Below are 15976 nucleotides of genomic sequence, written 5' to 3'. Positions count from 1 at the left end.
AAGCTGACTATAACACCTTCAGTCAGGCCATTTTACTGGGCGGCAGCAAAACTAGGGAGCCACTGAGGATTTCCTCTGTAGCAAGCCGATAAGCCGTTTACCGTAGAGGCCGATAACCAACCCACTGATAATCAGTATCATCGCGACAATTTTCGCGGTGGGAATGCTTTCACTAAAAATCATCACGGAACCTAGCAGGCCAAAAATCGGGACTAGCAGCGATAATGGCGCGACAACGGAAACCGGGTATTTGGTCAGTAATGAATTCCAAATCCAATAGGCAAACAGCGTATTGGGATAGACCTGAAATAGAATAGAGAACAGCGTGGTTACATCGAACTGGGCGGCTAATTCAGTAAAGCCGCGGGAGCCATTAAATAGATAGCTCAGTAGAAATAGCGGGATAGGGGAAAATAAGCTCGACCAAACTAGAAAGGCAAAAACCTGTTTGGTATTGGATTTTTTAATTATAATACTCACCAGCCCCCATACCACTGCACCGCACAATACCAATATCAGGCCAGTAGGCGTGACAGAACCATCACTGATGAAAATAATACTGGTTAGCCCTGAGAGCGCGACGGCGATACCAATACATTGATATCTTGAGAGCTTTTCGCGAAACAGCAACGCGCCAAGGATCATGGTAAAGAACGCGCCGAATTGCAACACTAACGAAGCAATTCCTGCTGAGACACCGGCTTTAATGCCCAGATTGACGATACCCCATAAACCGATACCAAACAGTAGGCCGTAACCTATTATGTATCGCCATGAAGTGTCAGGTTTTTTGATAAAAAGGACTGCAGGTAGGGCGCAGAGTGTGAAGCGAATCCCGGCTAAAATAAGCGGGTCTGCGGTAATCAGGCCAAGTTTTATTACCGAAAAATTAACCCCCCAAATAGCGGTAATACATAGAGCAATTAAAAAATCAGTTAGTTTCACGCAGCCTACCTAGGGTGAGAGAATTAATCGGTTGCCGTTATTTCACTGTGGCAGTTCACAAACTGAGTAGCAATATCAGTAGCGAACATGAGCGTATTTCCAGGACAGCGGTATCGCAATTCAGGATACCGCTGCGAATAATGTGTTATTAATTCTGTTTATATAAACCAGCGACCATAAAGCAGCTAAATGAACTAAATAGCATCTCAATCCCGACCAGAGTCGTAACCATGGTGATCGACATCAGTGGGCCGGCACTCACCAATAGATAGGTAATAATCAGATCCAAGACGCCGAGCAAGATTTGTAGCCATGCCCCCGGCATTCCCCATGTTCTAAAACCGGTTATCAACCGCATCACCCCACCAAAGGCAAACAGCACCGCCAGCACCACGGCCAGACTTATCATCCCTATTGCTGGATTGGTAATAAATACATAACCCATCACAATATATGCAATGCCAAGTAAAATACCGGTCACCATTGGCCAAAGATTATGGGAACGGTTGGTTACCATACCCACTATCATTGCAATCCCACTGAGTAACAGTAGGACACCAATAATTTTGCTGAGAACAACACTGGAGGCCAGTGGGTTAATAAGACAAAAGATCCCACCCAGTAATAGCAGGATTGCGATGACCCGCATGATAATCCGCTGTTTTTTTTAAGGTACTTTCATCAAGGCTCATCAGGTATTTCCGATCTATATTTAGCATGACGATGACTCCTGTATAGTCTGAACTGGGTTATCGATAACTACCATGAGTATAGGTCGAACAATAGATGTATAAATAAAATCAATGATATTCAACTAATTATACTGTGGAATATTTCCTGTACGCCATATGTGCAAATTGCATTGCAATGGCACTTATCATCCCCCCAAGAATACAAACACCTGACCATCCCGCATTTGCATATACAATTGTTGCACTGATAGCTCCGATGGCGCTACCGATGGAGTAGAACAACATATAGCCAGCAACCAGGCGGCTTTGGGCATCAGGACGTAACGCCAATATGATGCTCTGATTGGTCACATGCACCGCCTGAACGGCAAAATCTAATATCACGACACCGATAACCAGCCACCAGAGTGAATAAGGCAAAAATGCAATCGGCAACCAGGAAAGCAGTAGCAATGCCAAGGCGATTTGCGTTGTTTTCACTCCCAGCCCTCGATCCGCCCACTGCCCTGCGCGGGCTGCGGCGAATGCGCCAGCGATACCTGCCAGCCCAAATAAACCTACCTGACTAGGTGATAATAGGTATGGCGGGCCACTGAGTGGTAACACCATCGCGGTCCATAGCACGCTAAAAGCCATAAATATCAGTAAGGCCAGAGTGGATCGTATGCGTAACTCCCGCTCACGGGTAAATAACCCCCATAGCGACAGTAGTAGCTGCCGATATGACGATACAGCCGGTTTGGCAACGGGTGGGATGACGCGATAAAGCACAATCACCATTAATAACATCACTGCTGCGGAGCAAAAATAGACGGAACGCCAACCGGCAAAGTCGGTCATCGTACCTGAGATAAAGCGCGCGAGTAGAATTCCCAATACGATACCGCTGGTGATCTTACCCACTATTTTGCCTCTTTGTTGCTCTGGAGCCAGTGCTGCAGCAAAAGCCACAATCACCTGCACCACGACAGCCATCAGGCCGATAATCAGCATCGCCATCAAAAGCAGCGAAAAAGTGGGGGCAAGGCTAACCGAAATCAATGCCACAGCAGATAACAATAACTGCCCGATAATTAATTTTCGGCGATCCCACAGATCACCCAAAGGCACAATGAATATCAGCCCCAAGGCATACCCTGCCTGCGTCAGAGTAACCACCAGACCGATCGCCGACGGACTAACGTTAAGATCCGTTGCCATAGTATCGAGTAGGGGCTGAGCAAAATAGACATTGGCAACCGCCATGGCGGATACCATCGCTAAGAGTGGCACCATTATTGATGTGAGGTGCGGTGCCAGAGCCGTTTGTGGTAATCGACGAGTGCGACTCTTTGCTGATTCTTTTCTGATGGACATAAAAATACCTGATGCCTTTCTGGTTTTTATTTGAAACCACTTAATTGATTTTTAACAGAGGTGGTTTTAATATGCAACCAGTTTCTCCAGCAATTAATCGGAGTAAAAGAATGACTAAAACGAGTGAAGGCCGGATAGAAGCAGAAGAATGTCCAGTTGCCAGAACGCTTGAGGTCTTGGGGGATCGCTGGTCACTCATGATAATTCGTGATGCTTTTGATGGGATCAGCCGTTTTGGCGAATTTCGCAATAACCTTGGATTGGCGAAAAATATCTTGGCGAGTCGCCTGCGTGATTTGGTTGAACACGGCATTCTGATGATAGTCCCAGCCTCTGATGGCAGTGCTTACCATGAATATGTGTTGACGGATAAAGGCCGCCAATTATTCCCAATTGTGGTCAGCTTGCGTCAATGGGGTGAAGATCACTTGTTTGCTGTTGGCGAAAAGCACTCTATTTTAGTTGAGAATCAGAGTGGGCATCCCATCAGTAAGCTGACAGTATCTTCACAGCAAGGTAAGGTATTGGATGCCAGCGAATGCCATCGGGAAAAAGTGATTAAGCGGTAAGCAAGGTATCAGCGGTGGGAAACATAATCTCAATGGATATTAATGACAGGAAAGGCAAATGGATTCTCGGATACTGGAAATACTGCAATACACATTGAAGCCAGGTAGTGGTGCGGAATTCCACCGAATTATGCAAGAGATCAGCATTCCCTTGCACGCCAGGGAGGGGATGGACGTCGTCGCTTATGGTCAATCGCTGCACGACCCAGATGCTTATTACCTGATGCGTGCCTTTGACAGTCAAGAGGCATTAGCGGGCGCTGAGGCACGTTTTTACAGCAGTGACGGCTGGCTTTCTGGCCCACGAATGGCCATTATTGAACGTATTGAAAATAGTCTCAAATCCGTAATATCGATGCCAATTGCCGCCATTGATGCTCTCAGAACGCAATCGGTCAATTCATAGCATTCTTATACTGAATACGTTATCAACTGATAACGTATTTAATCGCCTCTGGGATTGATTATTGCTCTGCCTGATAAGTATCGCGTAAGAAAAGGGTTAGCACATCTTTTGGCGGTGTCACCTCACATTCAGACAGCAGCCACCCCACGGCACCTCGGTGATAAGCACCATGATGCTCAACATGGGAAAACATCTCTTTTCTACTCATTGCCCCTTTTCCCCCATCGACAAATTTGAAGTTAATCATTTCATCCAATTGCTGTTCAACCAGAGAGTGAAGGTACTCGAGATAGTGATTATCACTGATAGCAAAGGCGTCACTCAGCACCTCTAGAGGCGGTGTCTCAACTGTATTCAGCGCAGTATAACGGTGGGGAATCCCCTGAATATTGGCGATAAAGATTTGATCAACCACATAAATATGATTCATCAGGCGAATCATAAGATGACGTTTATCTTTATAAGCAGCAGTATCAACATTGGCGATAGCGGAGAGGATCTCTTTATCAGCCCAGGCCTTGTATTGAAAAAGCATATCAAAGTGAGTAAGCACAGACATTTTCAGGTCTCATCGGAGAGTTAGATGGCTATTTTATAGTACGAGAATTATTGTAGGTCGTTAAGCAGCTTTGAATTTTAGCGGGCTAAAACATCTCACCAACGAAGGTGCTGGCTATTGAATGTTCGGCAAGCAATGGGCTGGGAGGTTGCGTAACGCTAATCTGGCGAAGGGCGGTTTCCAGTTTGCCGCAGCCGACAGGATCCCGCTTCTTCTTGATGGTTTTGAGAGGCAGTTTCTTTCTCGGTCTGGTGAGCTGAAATCCCTGGATCGTCCGGAGCTGGTAAGTTATCTGGCTGAATGCCATGTGGAGTTTATTTTGATCCACCCATTCAGAGAAGGTAACGGGCGTCTGTCGCGGCTACTTTGCGATGTGCTGTCGGTTCTGGCAGGGAAGGGCTTACTTGATTACAGCCTGTGGGATGAGCACAAGGCGTTTTACTTCAAGGCAATACAGGCAGTCGTATCAGGGAACTATAGCCCTATGATGCAATTGGTGAGTGATATCTTGCCAGATTAACGGGCGAGGCCGACGGCTTTCGCCTGTGCCTGATTTTGTTTAAGTTGCTGCTCAATTTTTTGCACAGAAGCACCGGTTTCGATCGCGGTTGAGCTGGCAACGGCGCGATAGATTTGAGTTTTAGTGATCTGGGCGTGTACTGTTTTTTTTGTCATGTGGAAAGCCTCGTTTTGCTGCATTGATTCTAGTTCGGATAGGGGGGCTAGCAAGGCTGATATCTGTTGGTCGTTTACCAAGGGGAACTTGGGAAAAGGAGATAATGCGATGATAGAATCAGAAATGGAAAATAAACTGTTGAATAAAGGCTTTACGGCTAAGAATATTGCGCACATGCGAAAAATAATTTCGCGTGATGACACACAAAAAGAAACTTATTCAAGCTTACTCATAGATTTAAAGAAGCGTTTTTTTTTGCGGGATGTTTGATTTGTGCGATTTTATTTACCCCTCTTATTTTTATGATGTTCAATGATTATACATCGGATGAAATATTCAGTTATCTTGTCGCTCTGATTTTTGGCTTGTTTATGACTTATTATATAACGCCAATGGACCTGGCATGGAAATTATATAGATATCTTTCCAATAAGGAGGAATGATCCTCCTTGCTGTTTATTTTCTTTCATACTCTGAATTATCATCCAGATAGGTGCTACCGATAACTCTTATTTTATTTGTAGCCTTAACACCCTGTATGGCAAGGGCTAGCTTACCCATACTACTTATTTTACGGTAGTAATCGGATGGGATATATTTATACAATCGCTACTGGCAACAGCTGATTTGAGTTTGGCACTCTCCGCGTAAAGCCAAGTGATGCGACAACTGTGACACACCGCGTCGCAACGCCGCCTTTCTGCTATCATGACAGGCATCTTTATTTCGTCGGGAATGACTATGCTTCACTGGCTTAACACATACATCGGGACTGATTGGGCAACCTATCAGGGGTTAGGTGTTTCTATTATTGGATTGGGTATTACCGTATTAGCCGCCCCCAAAATAATCAAAAAATATAAACTCAGGCAAACAAATAAAAATAACAATGGCAATATCAATCAGGCCGGTCGTGACCTGAACATCACCACGATAAATAATATTTCCCATTAAAAAACAGAATCAGGTATTGAAGAAAAAAAAGAAAGCGCATGATTTAAAAATCATTGAAGAAATACTGACGCTTCTGCCTTATGAAGCCACCTTTTATGAAGCAGAGCAAAGTTATATTGTCGGCATGACATATCAATTTCCCCGTAACTTAGATGGTGCAGGAAAATACAGGGATGCAAAATATAGGTTATATAATTCCGCTGTTAATGAAGTGAAAGATAACTTTATTATCGCAATCACTGCTTTCTATAACAGTCTTACGCCATTTTTGACGGTAGACAATCCAGAAAGAGAACCCTTAAGACTTGATCTGCCTTATGACTGGAGAAATAACCCTAAAAGTGAAAAGACATATAGAAAGTACCAGAGTGAAATGCGTGAAACATCGGCGGTTATGATAGAGAACTACCAACTGTTTATTAAAGCCATTAAAGAAAATGACTTTATAACAGGCTCAATATAGGGAGTGAGAAATGAGTAATACCGTCGGATAAGCACAGCCAGTTGCCTGACTGTGCTTATCCGACTCTATGGGCAAGGAAATGTTAAGAACGGTGAACCCTCACAGTTCATTGGCAGAAATGGCGCGAATGCTATACCCATCATTTGGTAACGCCCATGATAGGTAAAGTCGCTTAGCGAGTCTAAATAGCTGATCCTAATATCGCTACACTTTGGCCAGTCAATGCTGGCCGTCCCGGAATAGGGCAACCATACTCATACAATTCCTCATCTTTTTAAGAAGTTACCACATTGAACGGCATTGATGATTATGGGTGTAGTGTAATGCCACCACTGTTAAACATGATTTATAAACTTTGGGTTGAAATGAATGCCAATTATATAGATTCCAATGTCCGCTTCACGCCCTGAGACATTCGACAAGCTTTTTATGGCTTCAGTAAGGGCGAGTGTCGCTCAATGCTGCCCGTCATGCCTGCTTAAAAAACAGGCTTAACGTAGGATGTTTTCCGTTTTCAAAGCGGACCCCTCCATGGAAAGGGTTCATGCGCTGTGTCTTCCGCTAAAATAGAGAAGACCAGCTTACCACCATCGGCTATTTGCAACAGTGCCAAGGACAGTGCCATTATCCCGCTGGTGGCGGATTGTCCCCAGCAGAACAATTTTATTTGTTGGTCGCCTATACAATAGGCACCTCCTGTTTTTCGTCTTCTCTTCGTTAATGCGACAGAGCCAAATTCCAGCATTTTGGCATACTGAAATTAACGTCAGTTATATTTTCAATTCAACCATTTTAACCGACTGATTCAGATCTTTATTTATATATTTTAGGAAATGGACTACATGCTTTGGTATGTGATCCCATATTAAATATATTTCTTATCGCATATATTGCTAATAGGATAGGTTATTTATTTTCTTTAAATAAAACCTGACGGATAAATATAAACATTACAAATAAAACAAGACCAAATAAATAAAGTTAAAAACTTTCTATATTTGAATTTGTTATAAAACCAGGTTGTCAACATGAATGTACATAATATAGCGCACTTACCCTGTTTTCGTAAAACGTTGCTGGCCAGTTTACTGGTGCCGCTGCTAACTCCACTTTATAGTTGGGCGGCACAGACAGTCAGTGTCACTGATGGTAATTCTGTTGCAATTTTAGGTGAATATGGCACCGATGGTGACAACCTATCTCCGGTCATCGTGCAAGGTTTTATCAGCGAGGTAACTGGCGGCTCAGATGTCGCTATCACTACCACGGGGCGTGGTGCAAATGGTGCCAATGTGACGAATGGTGGCACTCTGACACTGAATGGATCGGTTATCAAGACTGGTGGTGTCGTGGCATTTGGTATCAGCAATAATAAAGGCACCGTGAATTTACAGGGCGGGACGGTGACGACGACTGGCTCCACCGCTTATGGTGTTTCTTCGACGGGGCTGGGGAGCAGTGCAGATATTAATGGTACCGTGATCTCTACCAGTGGCTCATCGGCTTACGGTATTTCGGGGTCTGGTGGTGCCAAATTAACAGTCAATAATACGACTCTCAATGCCAGTGGTGGTGGTAGTTACGGTATTTATCTGAGTGATATTGGCAGTGCGTTAAGTGGGGCGAATAACACCATAAATAACAGCAGCAGTGCCAGTGGCACTGGGGTTTATATTGGGAATGGCGGTATAAATGCCACCTTAGATAACACCACAATTAATATGACCAACGGCTACGCCGGGGTGAGTGTTGGCCGGGATTCGACTATTACCATGGATGGCTTGACGGCCACGGGTAATATGAATCAGGTTTTTGATATTACCGGTTCGGCTACAGTCAGCAATGCCAATATTGATTTGGCTTCTGGCGCGGTGTTACGCGCTATGGGTAACAGTTCGACCAATAAAGCAGTCATTATATTAAATAATATCAATGCGATATCTCATAGCGGCAACGCGACGATGGTTGACGTTAACATGAATGCTGACGTCACGATAAATGGCGGTTCCTACCATTCCAAAGGCGCTTATGCCATGGGAATTAGGGTACCGGATACGACGACATCGGTGAAGGTAAATAATGCCGAGTTCATTACCGAAGGGGATGGTGCTACCGCTATAGAGAACCGGGGCACAGCAACTGTCGACAGTACAGTCGTGAGAACAAGCGGCAATAGTTCTCACGGCATTTACTCAGAATCAATTTTTGATGCCAGCAATATGAGCATCTCCACAGCCGGTGTTGGCAGTATTGGTGCTACTGCTGCGCGTGGTGGAAATCTGAATCTGACCGGGGCGACGATTAACACCACCGGTGCTTCAGGCATGGTGCTCGGCACCTTTATCGGTTCGTCGATCAATGCTAAAAATATCACCGCGACTTCAACCGGTGCGAGTGCTTATGCTTTGTGGACTCAAACCAGCAGTTCTATTGCGCTAAAAGATAGCCAAATTACTACCAGTGGTGTGAATGCGGGTGGAATTTATGCCGCAGGTTCGAATGCGGTTTATAGTAAGGTTATATTGGATAACTCTCAAGTTATCAGCGAGAACGGTGTTGGCGTTCGAGCATATGGTGCAAATATTAATATGGATGTGAATAATGGTTCACAGTTAATCGGCGGTAATGGGGTGCTGGTCAACGCCGGTACTAACGTCGGAACGGTAGCTTCTCCGCTCAATATTATCAGTAACGTCAATCTTAATGCTGAAAACTATTCGGTACTGGTGGGTGACCTGCAGGCGGAAGATCATAATAATGTTAGCTTAACACTGAATAAAAATTCGGTCTGGACTGGTGCGGCATATAACGCCAAAAGTGTTGATGTTGATAGCAGCAGTGTGTGGAATTTGACCGGTGATGCCGATGTTGATTCGATGCGCATTTTGGGTCAGATGAATTTTATCCCAAGCGGCAGTAACCCAAATGCACGCACGTTGGGTTACAGTTTTAGTACCTTAACCATTAATAGCGATCTGACTGGCAATGGCAGTTTTGTTTTCAATGCGCAATTAGGCGATGACAGTTCACCGGCAAACAAATTGCATGTGATAGGGAATGTTACTGGTGACCATTATGTTCAGGTGATTAACCAAGGTGGGCTGGGGGCATTAACTACCGGCGCCGGAATCAACCTTATTACCGTTGATGGTGATACCCACTCCGGGCAATTCACCATGAGCAACTCGGTTGTTGCTGGGGCATATCAGTATTTCTTATATAAGATAGATGAGAATAGCTGGAATTTGCAGTCCAATCTGGCGTCTGTTGGCCCGACAGATCCGGGGATAGGTATTGGTGTTGACCCTGTGCCTGAAACGGCTTATCGCAGTGAAGTGCCGGGATATATTGCCGCGCCGTGGTTAAATGCATTCTATGGTTTTACCACTTTAGGTAGTCTGCACGAACGCCGTGGTTCAGCTGAAGGTGCGGCCAATGGTTTTAATCAGGATTCCTGGGGCAGGATTAGCGGGCAGCATAATAAGTTTGATGCAGGTCGTTTTAGCTATGACTCAGATATCTGGTTCGCTCAATTGGGTCATGATTTCTATCAAACTGAAAACTCCGCAGGAACACAGGCGACAGCGGGCGTGATGATAACGCTGGGTAAACAGGAAACTGACACGCAAGATAAGGCACGGGCTGTGCGTCCGGAGCTATCTGTAAATACGGGTAAGATTAATACTGATGCTTATGGTCTGGGCGGTTATTACACCTTAATTACGTCACAAGGTGGCTATATTGACCTCGTTGGTCAAGGGACGTTATACCGCAATAATTATCAAAGCCAACATGATACCAAACAGAATGGTTATGGTGTGGCGGTATCTGCTGAAGTAGGTCAGGCGTACCCTATTGCAGGAAGTTGGAAGGTTGAGCCTCAGGGGCAACTGAAATACCAATATCTGAATCTGAACAGTTTCAGTGACGAGATCTCAGGAGTGAACGGTACTTCTTACTCTGTCGGGCAGGCCCGCGCTGGGATGCGTGTCTTTAGTGAGGCAACCAAACAGCAAACCATCAAAGCTTATTTATCTGCTGATGTGGTACATCAGTTAGGTAAAAACCCGCAGGTCACTATTGATACGGCGAGCCTGCGCCCTGAATTCAGTAAAACCTATTGGCAGGGCGGTGCTGGCGTGACTGCTAAAGTGAATAGTAATGTTGATATTTATGCAGATGCTAAATACCAGCGCGCTTTTAACGGTAAAATGGACGGTTATGCGGGTAATGTCGGTGTGAAAATTAGCTTCTAGTTCATCATGTTACAATATGACTTTCAGGTCAGGGCTTAGCTCTGGCCTGATTTTTTGGCTCTGTCGCATTAGCGAAGTTAGAAAAAGTAGAGCTGCGGGCTATTTAGGGGCTTGTTGCAAAAAATGGCGTAGTCATGAAAATTGAAGCTATTCATCCCTTCTTCAGTGAACCCACATGACCCCTAGCGATTTCAAATGGAAACATTTTGCACCCGAGATCATCCTGTGGTGCTTACGGTAGTACGGTTCAACCCCGATGAGTTATGCCAACGTCAGTGATATGCTCGCAGAGCGTGGGATTTCCGTTCATCGCTCTACCATTTACCGGTGGTTTATTGAATATGCACCCATACTTCGTCAGAAATTGAGACGATATCAATTTATGCATGCCGACTCATCATAGCAACTCGATGAAACCTATATCAAAGTCAACAGAAAATGGTTTTATCTCTATCGCGCCATCAATAAGCACGACACCACATTAGATTTTTACTTTTCGGCTAAACGAAATAAAAATGCTGCCTATCAATTCCTTAAACGGGTGTTAAAACCTTATCCTGTTGAAAGACAACCTAAAATACTCAATACCGATAAACATTCGTCATACGGTTACGCTATCACTCGTTTAATGAAAGAGGGAAAGCTACGGGATGATGCAAAGCAGCGGCAAGTCAAATACCTGAATAATCGTATCGAGTCTGACCATGCACCCATCAAAAAATTGGTGAAAGCGGCCGGGGGTTTCAAGCGGCCAAACCGAGCCTGGTCAACGCTTCAGGGATTTGAGACGATGCGACGACTGAATAAAGGTCAATTTGATATTTGGCTACGCCGTGACGAACCTGAATATCGAGTGCGGGAAAGATCCGCCTTTATGAATCGGCTCTTTAATATTGAGACGGTTTTAGCCTAATTATTCCCCCCATCAATGAGTAAAATCACCGCCTCTCATTATTTTCAACAAGCCCCCTTTTCTCGATGCTACCTTAATGTCTACCTTTTGGGATTTTCCTTACTTGAGGTGGGTATGAAGTCCTATATAACTACTCTATTTTTTTTGTTGTATATTAGTTATCTAGATATATTAAATATTACCACCTCAAAAGGAGGTATATTAAAAATAAGTAACTGGTGTTGCTTTATAATTTTCCTTTATTATTTCTTAAATAGAAAACACCGCTAAGATTAGCGAGGAAAAGCATGTCTGTTATTTTAATCTGATTTTTATAGACAAACATATCTAATCTTAACTTCATACTTTGTGTTACCACACTCGGGGAAAATCGAGTTGGTAATACTGCAAAAATAACTATATACAATGAATTCTTGCTCTTTGCTTTCTTCATTCAGAGTGAAATTCGCTATTTATGAGCGTAATTATATGATTAAGTGTTTTTCTTTTTTCAAGAAACCGCTGCCTGCAGCGTGTGTCTCATCGAAAAGGCATGTTTCTCATCTCCCGCGCCCCCATATTAGACGGGTTGCCTGGGGGATGTTACTATTACAAATCTTTATCCCGCTGAGTGCCCCTTTTTCTCCGGCTATTGCCGCAATGAAAGCTTCAAAGGCGGCAACAACATTATCTTATTCATCCTCTGAACCCTATGTGCTTAGTTTGGGAGAGACTGTCGATATTGTTGCGAAAAAATACGGTATTAGCGTTGACGAACTAAAAAAAATTAATATCTACCGTACTTTTTCTCGACCCTTCGCTGCGCTGACTACGGGCGATGAAATTGATGTCCCCCGTAAAGTATCTCCCTTCTCGATAGATAACAATAAAGGCAATACGTTTTCAGTAGAAAATAAATTAGCCGGCCATGCGGTGGCGGGTGCTACCGCCTTAGCCAACGGTGATTCAGCTAAATCTGGTGAGCTCCTGCTTCGTTCTGCAGCTAGCAATGAGCTCAAGAGCTCAGCACAACAGTGGCTGAGCCAGTTCGGTACTGCCCGCGTACAGTTAAATGTTAATAATGACTTCCATTTGGACGGCAGCGCGGCTGATGTTTTGATCCCATTGTATGACAATGAAAAGTCAATTCTCTTTACCCAACTCGGTGCCCGTAATAAAGATAGCCGTAATACAGTTAACATGGGCGCAGGGGTACGTACATTCCAAGGGAGCTGGATGTATGGTGCTAATACCTTCTTTGATAATGACCTTACTGGTAAAAACCGGCGTATCGGTGTGGGGGCAGAAGCCTGGACTGATTATCTGAAATTGTCCGCCAACAACTATTTTGGTATCACGGACTGGCACCAATCACGGGACTTTATCGATTATAACGAACGCCCTGCCAATGGTTATGACCTGCGTGCTGAAGCTTATCTACCGTCGTATCCCCAATTGGGCGGTAAGGTGATGTATGAAAAATATCGTGGTGATGAAGTCGCGCTGTTTGGCAAAGATAACCGCCAGAAAAACCCTCATGCTATTACTGCTGGGATAAATTATACCCCAATTCCATTAGTCACTATTGGCGCTGAACATCGCGCAGGTAAAAGTGGGCAAAACGACAGCAGTATCAATATCCAGTTGAACTATCGCTTGGGTGAAACGTGGCAATCCCATATTGACCCCTCAGCCGTTGCAACAAGCCGTGCCCTGGCTGGGAGTCGCTATGATTTGGTTGAACGTAATAATAATATTGTTCTGGACTACCAGAAACAGAATCTGGTGCGCTTGTCATTGCCAGAAAGTTTGGTAGGCGCTCCTCTCTCACTGCACACCATAACCGCGCAAGTGACAGCAACGCACGGTCTTAAACACATTGACTGGCAAAGCGCAGAATTGATAGCTGCGGGCGGCGTGTTAAAACAAACCAGCAAGGATGGGCTGGAGATAACGCTACCGGTATATCAGGTTAACCAAGCTAGCGCTAACAGTTACATTTTGAATGCTATTGCCTATGACAACCAAGGTAACGCCTCCCATCAGGCGAGCATGTTAATAACTGTGAATGCACCAACGATAAATAATGCTAACTCGACCTTGGTGGCCGCTCCCATCAATATTGAAGCCAATGGTAGCGATACGTCACTCGTAACGCTGACGCTAAGAGACGACAACAGCATCCCCGTTACCGGCCAAGATGTGACCTTTAACAGTCCCCTAGGAAGCTTGAGTACTGTGACTGATGGCGGTAATGGTGTTTATACTGTCACACTGACAGCGGGAATGACATCAGGCATCACTACAGTCAGCGCGAGTGTCAACGGTACCGCTTTGGGCATAGTGCCAGTCTCGATCATCTTGAACGGGAGCAGCAGTGACCTGAGCAGCACGAACTCGACGTTGGTGGCGGCCCCGGTCAATATCCAAGCCAATGGCAGCGACACCTCGCAGGTCACCTTGACACTGCGTGACAGCAACAATAACCCGGTGACCGGTCAGGCGGTGGCCTTGGCCAGCACGTTGGGCACCCTGGGGACGGTGAGCGAGCAGGCGAATGGTGTCTACACCGCGACCCTGACCGCGGGCACGTTGGCCGGAACGGCCAGCCTGACGGTCACGGTGGGCGGCAATGCACTGGGCGTGGCCCCGGCCACGGTGATCCTGAACGGCGACAGCAGTGACCTGAGCAGCACGAACTCGACGTTGGTGGCGGCCCCGGTCAATATCGAAGCCAATGGCAGCGACACCTCGCAGGTCACCTTGACACTGCGTGACAGCAACAATAACCCGGTGACCGGTCAGGCGGTGGCCTTGGCCAGCACGCTGGGCACCCTGGGGACGGTGAGCGAGCAGGCGAATGGTGTCTACACCGCGACCCTGACCGCGGGCACGTTGGCCGGAACGGCCAGCCTGACGGTCACGGTGGGCGGCAATGCGCTGGGCGTGGCCCCGGCCACGGTACTGATTGCTCCGGCAAGTAGTGCAATAACATCACTCTCTGTAAATGGGGCAAGTTTTGCCGCTAATGCTGGTTTTCCTGCAAATGGTTTTGCAAATGCAAAATTCAGAATTGTTATCAACAATTATACAGAAGCTGAAGTTGCTCCATTCTATACATGGACAAGTGATAATCCTGCAGTAACGGTTGATAACCGAGGAAATGTTAATATCAACTCAAACTCTGGGAACAGTCGCGTCACGATTAAGGCGGTGAATAACACTAACAATGATGCGGTTCAGTATAGCTTTACCATTAAAAAATGGTGGAATAACAATGTGCCTTCAGCGACTTATAATGTTAACCATTGCGTAACATCTCTGGGCGCAGGTTATAGGCTTCCAACTATGGGAGAATTGACTAATTCTACCTCAAGCTCCGGTGCAACCCGAGTAGCGAATAGCTCTCTGTGGAGTGAGTGGGGTAGTATGGATGCTTATGGCTGGATCGTGGATGCTGGCGCGAATCGTTATTATTCTTCTACTCTACAAGCCAGCGGTGCTCAGTATGGGACCAATTTAGCAATTGGTAATTATGATTACTTGTATATTGTTAATCCCTACCGTTATACCTGTATAAGCCAAAATTGATATTTTAGGCGCAAAAATGGTTATACCGCTGTTGTAGTAGTACGGAGAATGGTACTGGCGTATATATAGGGTAAGGTGATAATTTCCCTTACCCACCTTAATTGGCACTGCTGTAAATCTGGTGATAGTAAGCAGTGCCACCCTCACCAAGCAAACAGCGCGCAACACTATTAAATTCTGAAACTGAAAAATTCGTTGTAAAATAAATGGCACTGTTGCAAATAGCCAATGGTGATAAACTAAGATCTCTATTAAATCATGGTGGGTTATGAGTGTTCATCGTAATGCCATTTTTTGCAACAAGCCCGTTTTACTGATTGCTGCATCGCCATTCTATCGCCATCGCCATTTTAACTAATAAAAAAGCCAACTCGAAAGTTGGCTTAATGTACTGATTTAACAGCTAAAATTTGGTGGCCCCTACTGGACTTGAACCAGTGACCAAGCGATTATGAGTCATAAAATTGGCATGTTTTTAATTGTTCGTCATTGTCTCTGTTTGTATTTTTAATTGTCAATAATCAATTGGTTATGAAGTTATTTTTGTTTCTGATTGGTTCTCTTATTTCCCCATTGTACTATCCTTACCTGACCCGTTACCTGACCCGAAATGGGCA

10 protein-coding genes and 4 pseudogenes are annotated in these 15976 nt (G+C 45.1%); 9 read left to right on the top strand and 5 right to left on the bottom strand.

Translation table 11 applies throughout. The features are described from left to right. Nucleotides 1-51: 51 nt before the first annotated feature. The 3 genes and pseudogenes from A6J67_RS00605 to A6J67_RS00595 form a co-directional block, all read right to left on the bottom strand. Complete coding sequence (locus tag A6J67_RS00605; protein WP_050072613.1) at nt 52-945, bottom strand: EamA family transporter; 894 nt, start codon at nt 943-945, stop codon at nt 52-54. A 148-nt stretch (nt 946-1093) separates the two neighbouring features. Continuing rightward, nucleotides 1094-1664, bottom strand: a pseudogene (locus A6J67_RS00600) (HdeD family acid-resistance protein). 99 nt (nt 1665-1763) lie between these two features. Beyond that, nucleotides 1764-2993: an MFS transporter gene (locus A6J67_RS00595; RefSeq protein ID WP_050296891.1), complete on the bottom strand. Its 1230-nt coding sequence runs from the start codon at nt 2991-2993 to the stop codon at nt 1764-1766. Between the two features lie 110 nt (nt 2994-3103). Here A6J67_RS00595 and A6J67_RS00590 point away from each other — a divergent pair, with 110 nt between their 5' ends. Then, complete coding sequence (locus A6J67_RS00590; RefSeq protein WP_050088560.1) at nt 3104-3562, top strand: winged helix-turn-helix transcriptional regulator; 459 nt, start codon at nt 3104-3106, stop codon at nt 3560-3562. A 58-nt stretch (nt 3563-3620) separates the two neighbouring features. Continuing rightward, on the top strand, nt 3621-3968 hold the full coding sequence (locus tag A6J67_RS00585; RefSeq protein ID WP_050296892.1) for a putative quinol monooxygenase: 348 nt from the start codon (nt 3621-3623) through the stop codon (nt 3966-3968). A gap of 58 nt (nt 3969-4026) precedes the next feature. On the opposite strand, the gene A6J67_RS00580 is transcribed toward A6J67_RS00585, so the two are convergent. Further along, on the bottom strand, nt 4027-4527 hold the full coding sequence (locus A6J67_RS00580) for a DinB family protein (protein WP_032907479.1): 501 nt from the start codon (nt 4525-4527) through the stop codon (nt 4027-4029). Between the two features lie 136 nt (nt 4528-4663). On the opposite strand from A6J67_RS00580, the pseudogene A6J67_RS00575 reads away from it, so the two are divergent. Continuing rightward, nucleotides 4664-5047: pseudogene (locus A6J67_RS00575) on the top strand (Fic/DOC family protein); the annotation flags it as partial. Here A6J67_RS00575 and A6J67_RS00570 read toward each other — a convergent pair. Next, nucleotides 5044-5202, bottom strand: a complete 159-nt coding sequence (locus A6J67_RS00570; protein ID WP_105165803.1) for a hypothetical protein — start codon at nt 5200-5202, stop codon at nt 5044-5046. The pseudogene A6J67_RS00575 and the gene A6J67_RS00570 sit on opposite strands and share 4 nt — an antisense overlap. 109 nt (nt 5203-5311) lie before the next feature. Between A6J67_RS00570 and A6J67_RS23385 the strand changes: the two are divergent. From A6J67_RS23385 to yrIlm, 6 genes and pseudogenes are all read left to right on the top strand, one after another. Next, nucleotides 5312-5646: pseudogene (locus tag A6J67_RS23385) on the top strand (hypothetical protein). Between the two features lie 298 nt (nt 5647-5944). Continuing rightward, a complete protein-coding gene (locus A6J67_RS23210) occupies nt 5945-6157 on the top strand; it encodes a hypothetical protein (RefSeq protein WP_050288489.1) in 213 nt (70 codons plus the stop codon). A 16-nt stretch (nt 6158-6173) separates the two neighbouring features. Continuing rightward, nucleotides 6174-6620 (top strand): hypothetical protein, encoded by a 447-nt coding sequence (locus A6J67_RS00565; protein ID WP_050072608.1) that lies wholly within the window; start codon nt 6174-6176, stop codon nt 6618-6620. A gap of 1028 nt (nt 6621-7648) precedes the next feature. After that, on the top strand, nt 7649-10876 hold the full coding sequence (gene yapE, locus A6J67_RS00555) for an autotransporter adhesin YapE (protein WP_080608018.1): 3228 nt from the start codon (nt 7649-7651) through the stop codon (nt 10874-10876). Between the two features lie 175 nt (nt 10877-11051). Then, nucleotides 11052-11789: pseudogene (locus A6J67_RS00550) on the top strand (IS6 family transposase). Nucleotides 11790-12368: 579 nt separating this feature from the next. Beyond that, entirely contained in the window at nt 12369-15359 is a 2991-nt protein-coding gene (gene yrIlm, locus A6J67_RS00545; protein ID WP_105165801.1) for a YrIlm family inverse autotransporter adhesin, read from the top strand. Nucleotides 15360-15976: the final 617 nt, after the last annotated feature.

The organism is Yersinia sp. FDAARGOS_228, from assembly GCF_002073315.2.
Taxonomy (GTDB): Bacteria; Pseudomonadota; Gammaproteobacteria; order Enterobacterales; family Enterobacteriaceae; genus Yersinia; species Yersinia intermedia.
This window is presented reverse-complemented; position numbering and strand designations above follow the sequence as displayed.

What these genes read in the sequence shown, in the direction of transcription:
- A6J67_RS00585 (WP_050296892.1), top strand. Translation starts at nt 3,621, where the DNA reads ATGGATTCTCGGATACTGGAAATACTGCAATACACATTGAAGCCAGGT.
- yapE (WP_080608018.1), top strand. Translation starts at nt 7,649, where the DNA reads ATGAATGTACATAATATAGCGCACTTACCCTGTTTTCGTAAAACGTTG.
- A6J67_RS00595 (WP_050296891.1), bottom strand. Translation starts at nt 2,993, where the DNA reads ATGTCCATCAGAAAAGAATCAGCAAAGAGTCGCACTCGTCGATTACCA.
- yrIlm (WP_105165801.1), top strand. Translation starts at nt 12,369, where the DNA reads ATGTTACTATTACAAATCTTTATCCCGCTGAGTGCCCCTTTTTCTCCG.
- A6J67_RS00580 (WP_032907479.1), bottom strand. Translation starts at nt 4,527, where the DNA reads ATGTCTGTGCTTACTCACTTTGATATGCTTTTTCAATACAAGGCCTGG.
- A6J67_RS00570 (WP_105165803.1), bottom strand. Translation starts at nt 5,202, where the DNA reads ATGACAAAAAAAACAGTACACGCCCAGATCACTAAAACTCAAATCTAT.
- A6J67_RS23210 (WP_050288489.1), top strand. Translation starts at nt 5,945, where the DNA reads ATGCTTCACTGGCTTAACACATACATCGGGACTGATTGGGCAACCTAT.
- A6J67_RS00590 (WP_050088560.1), top strand. Translation starts at nt 3,104, where the DNA reads ATGACTAAAACGAGTGAAGGCCGGATAGAAGCAGAAGAATGTCCAGTT.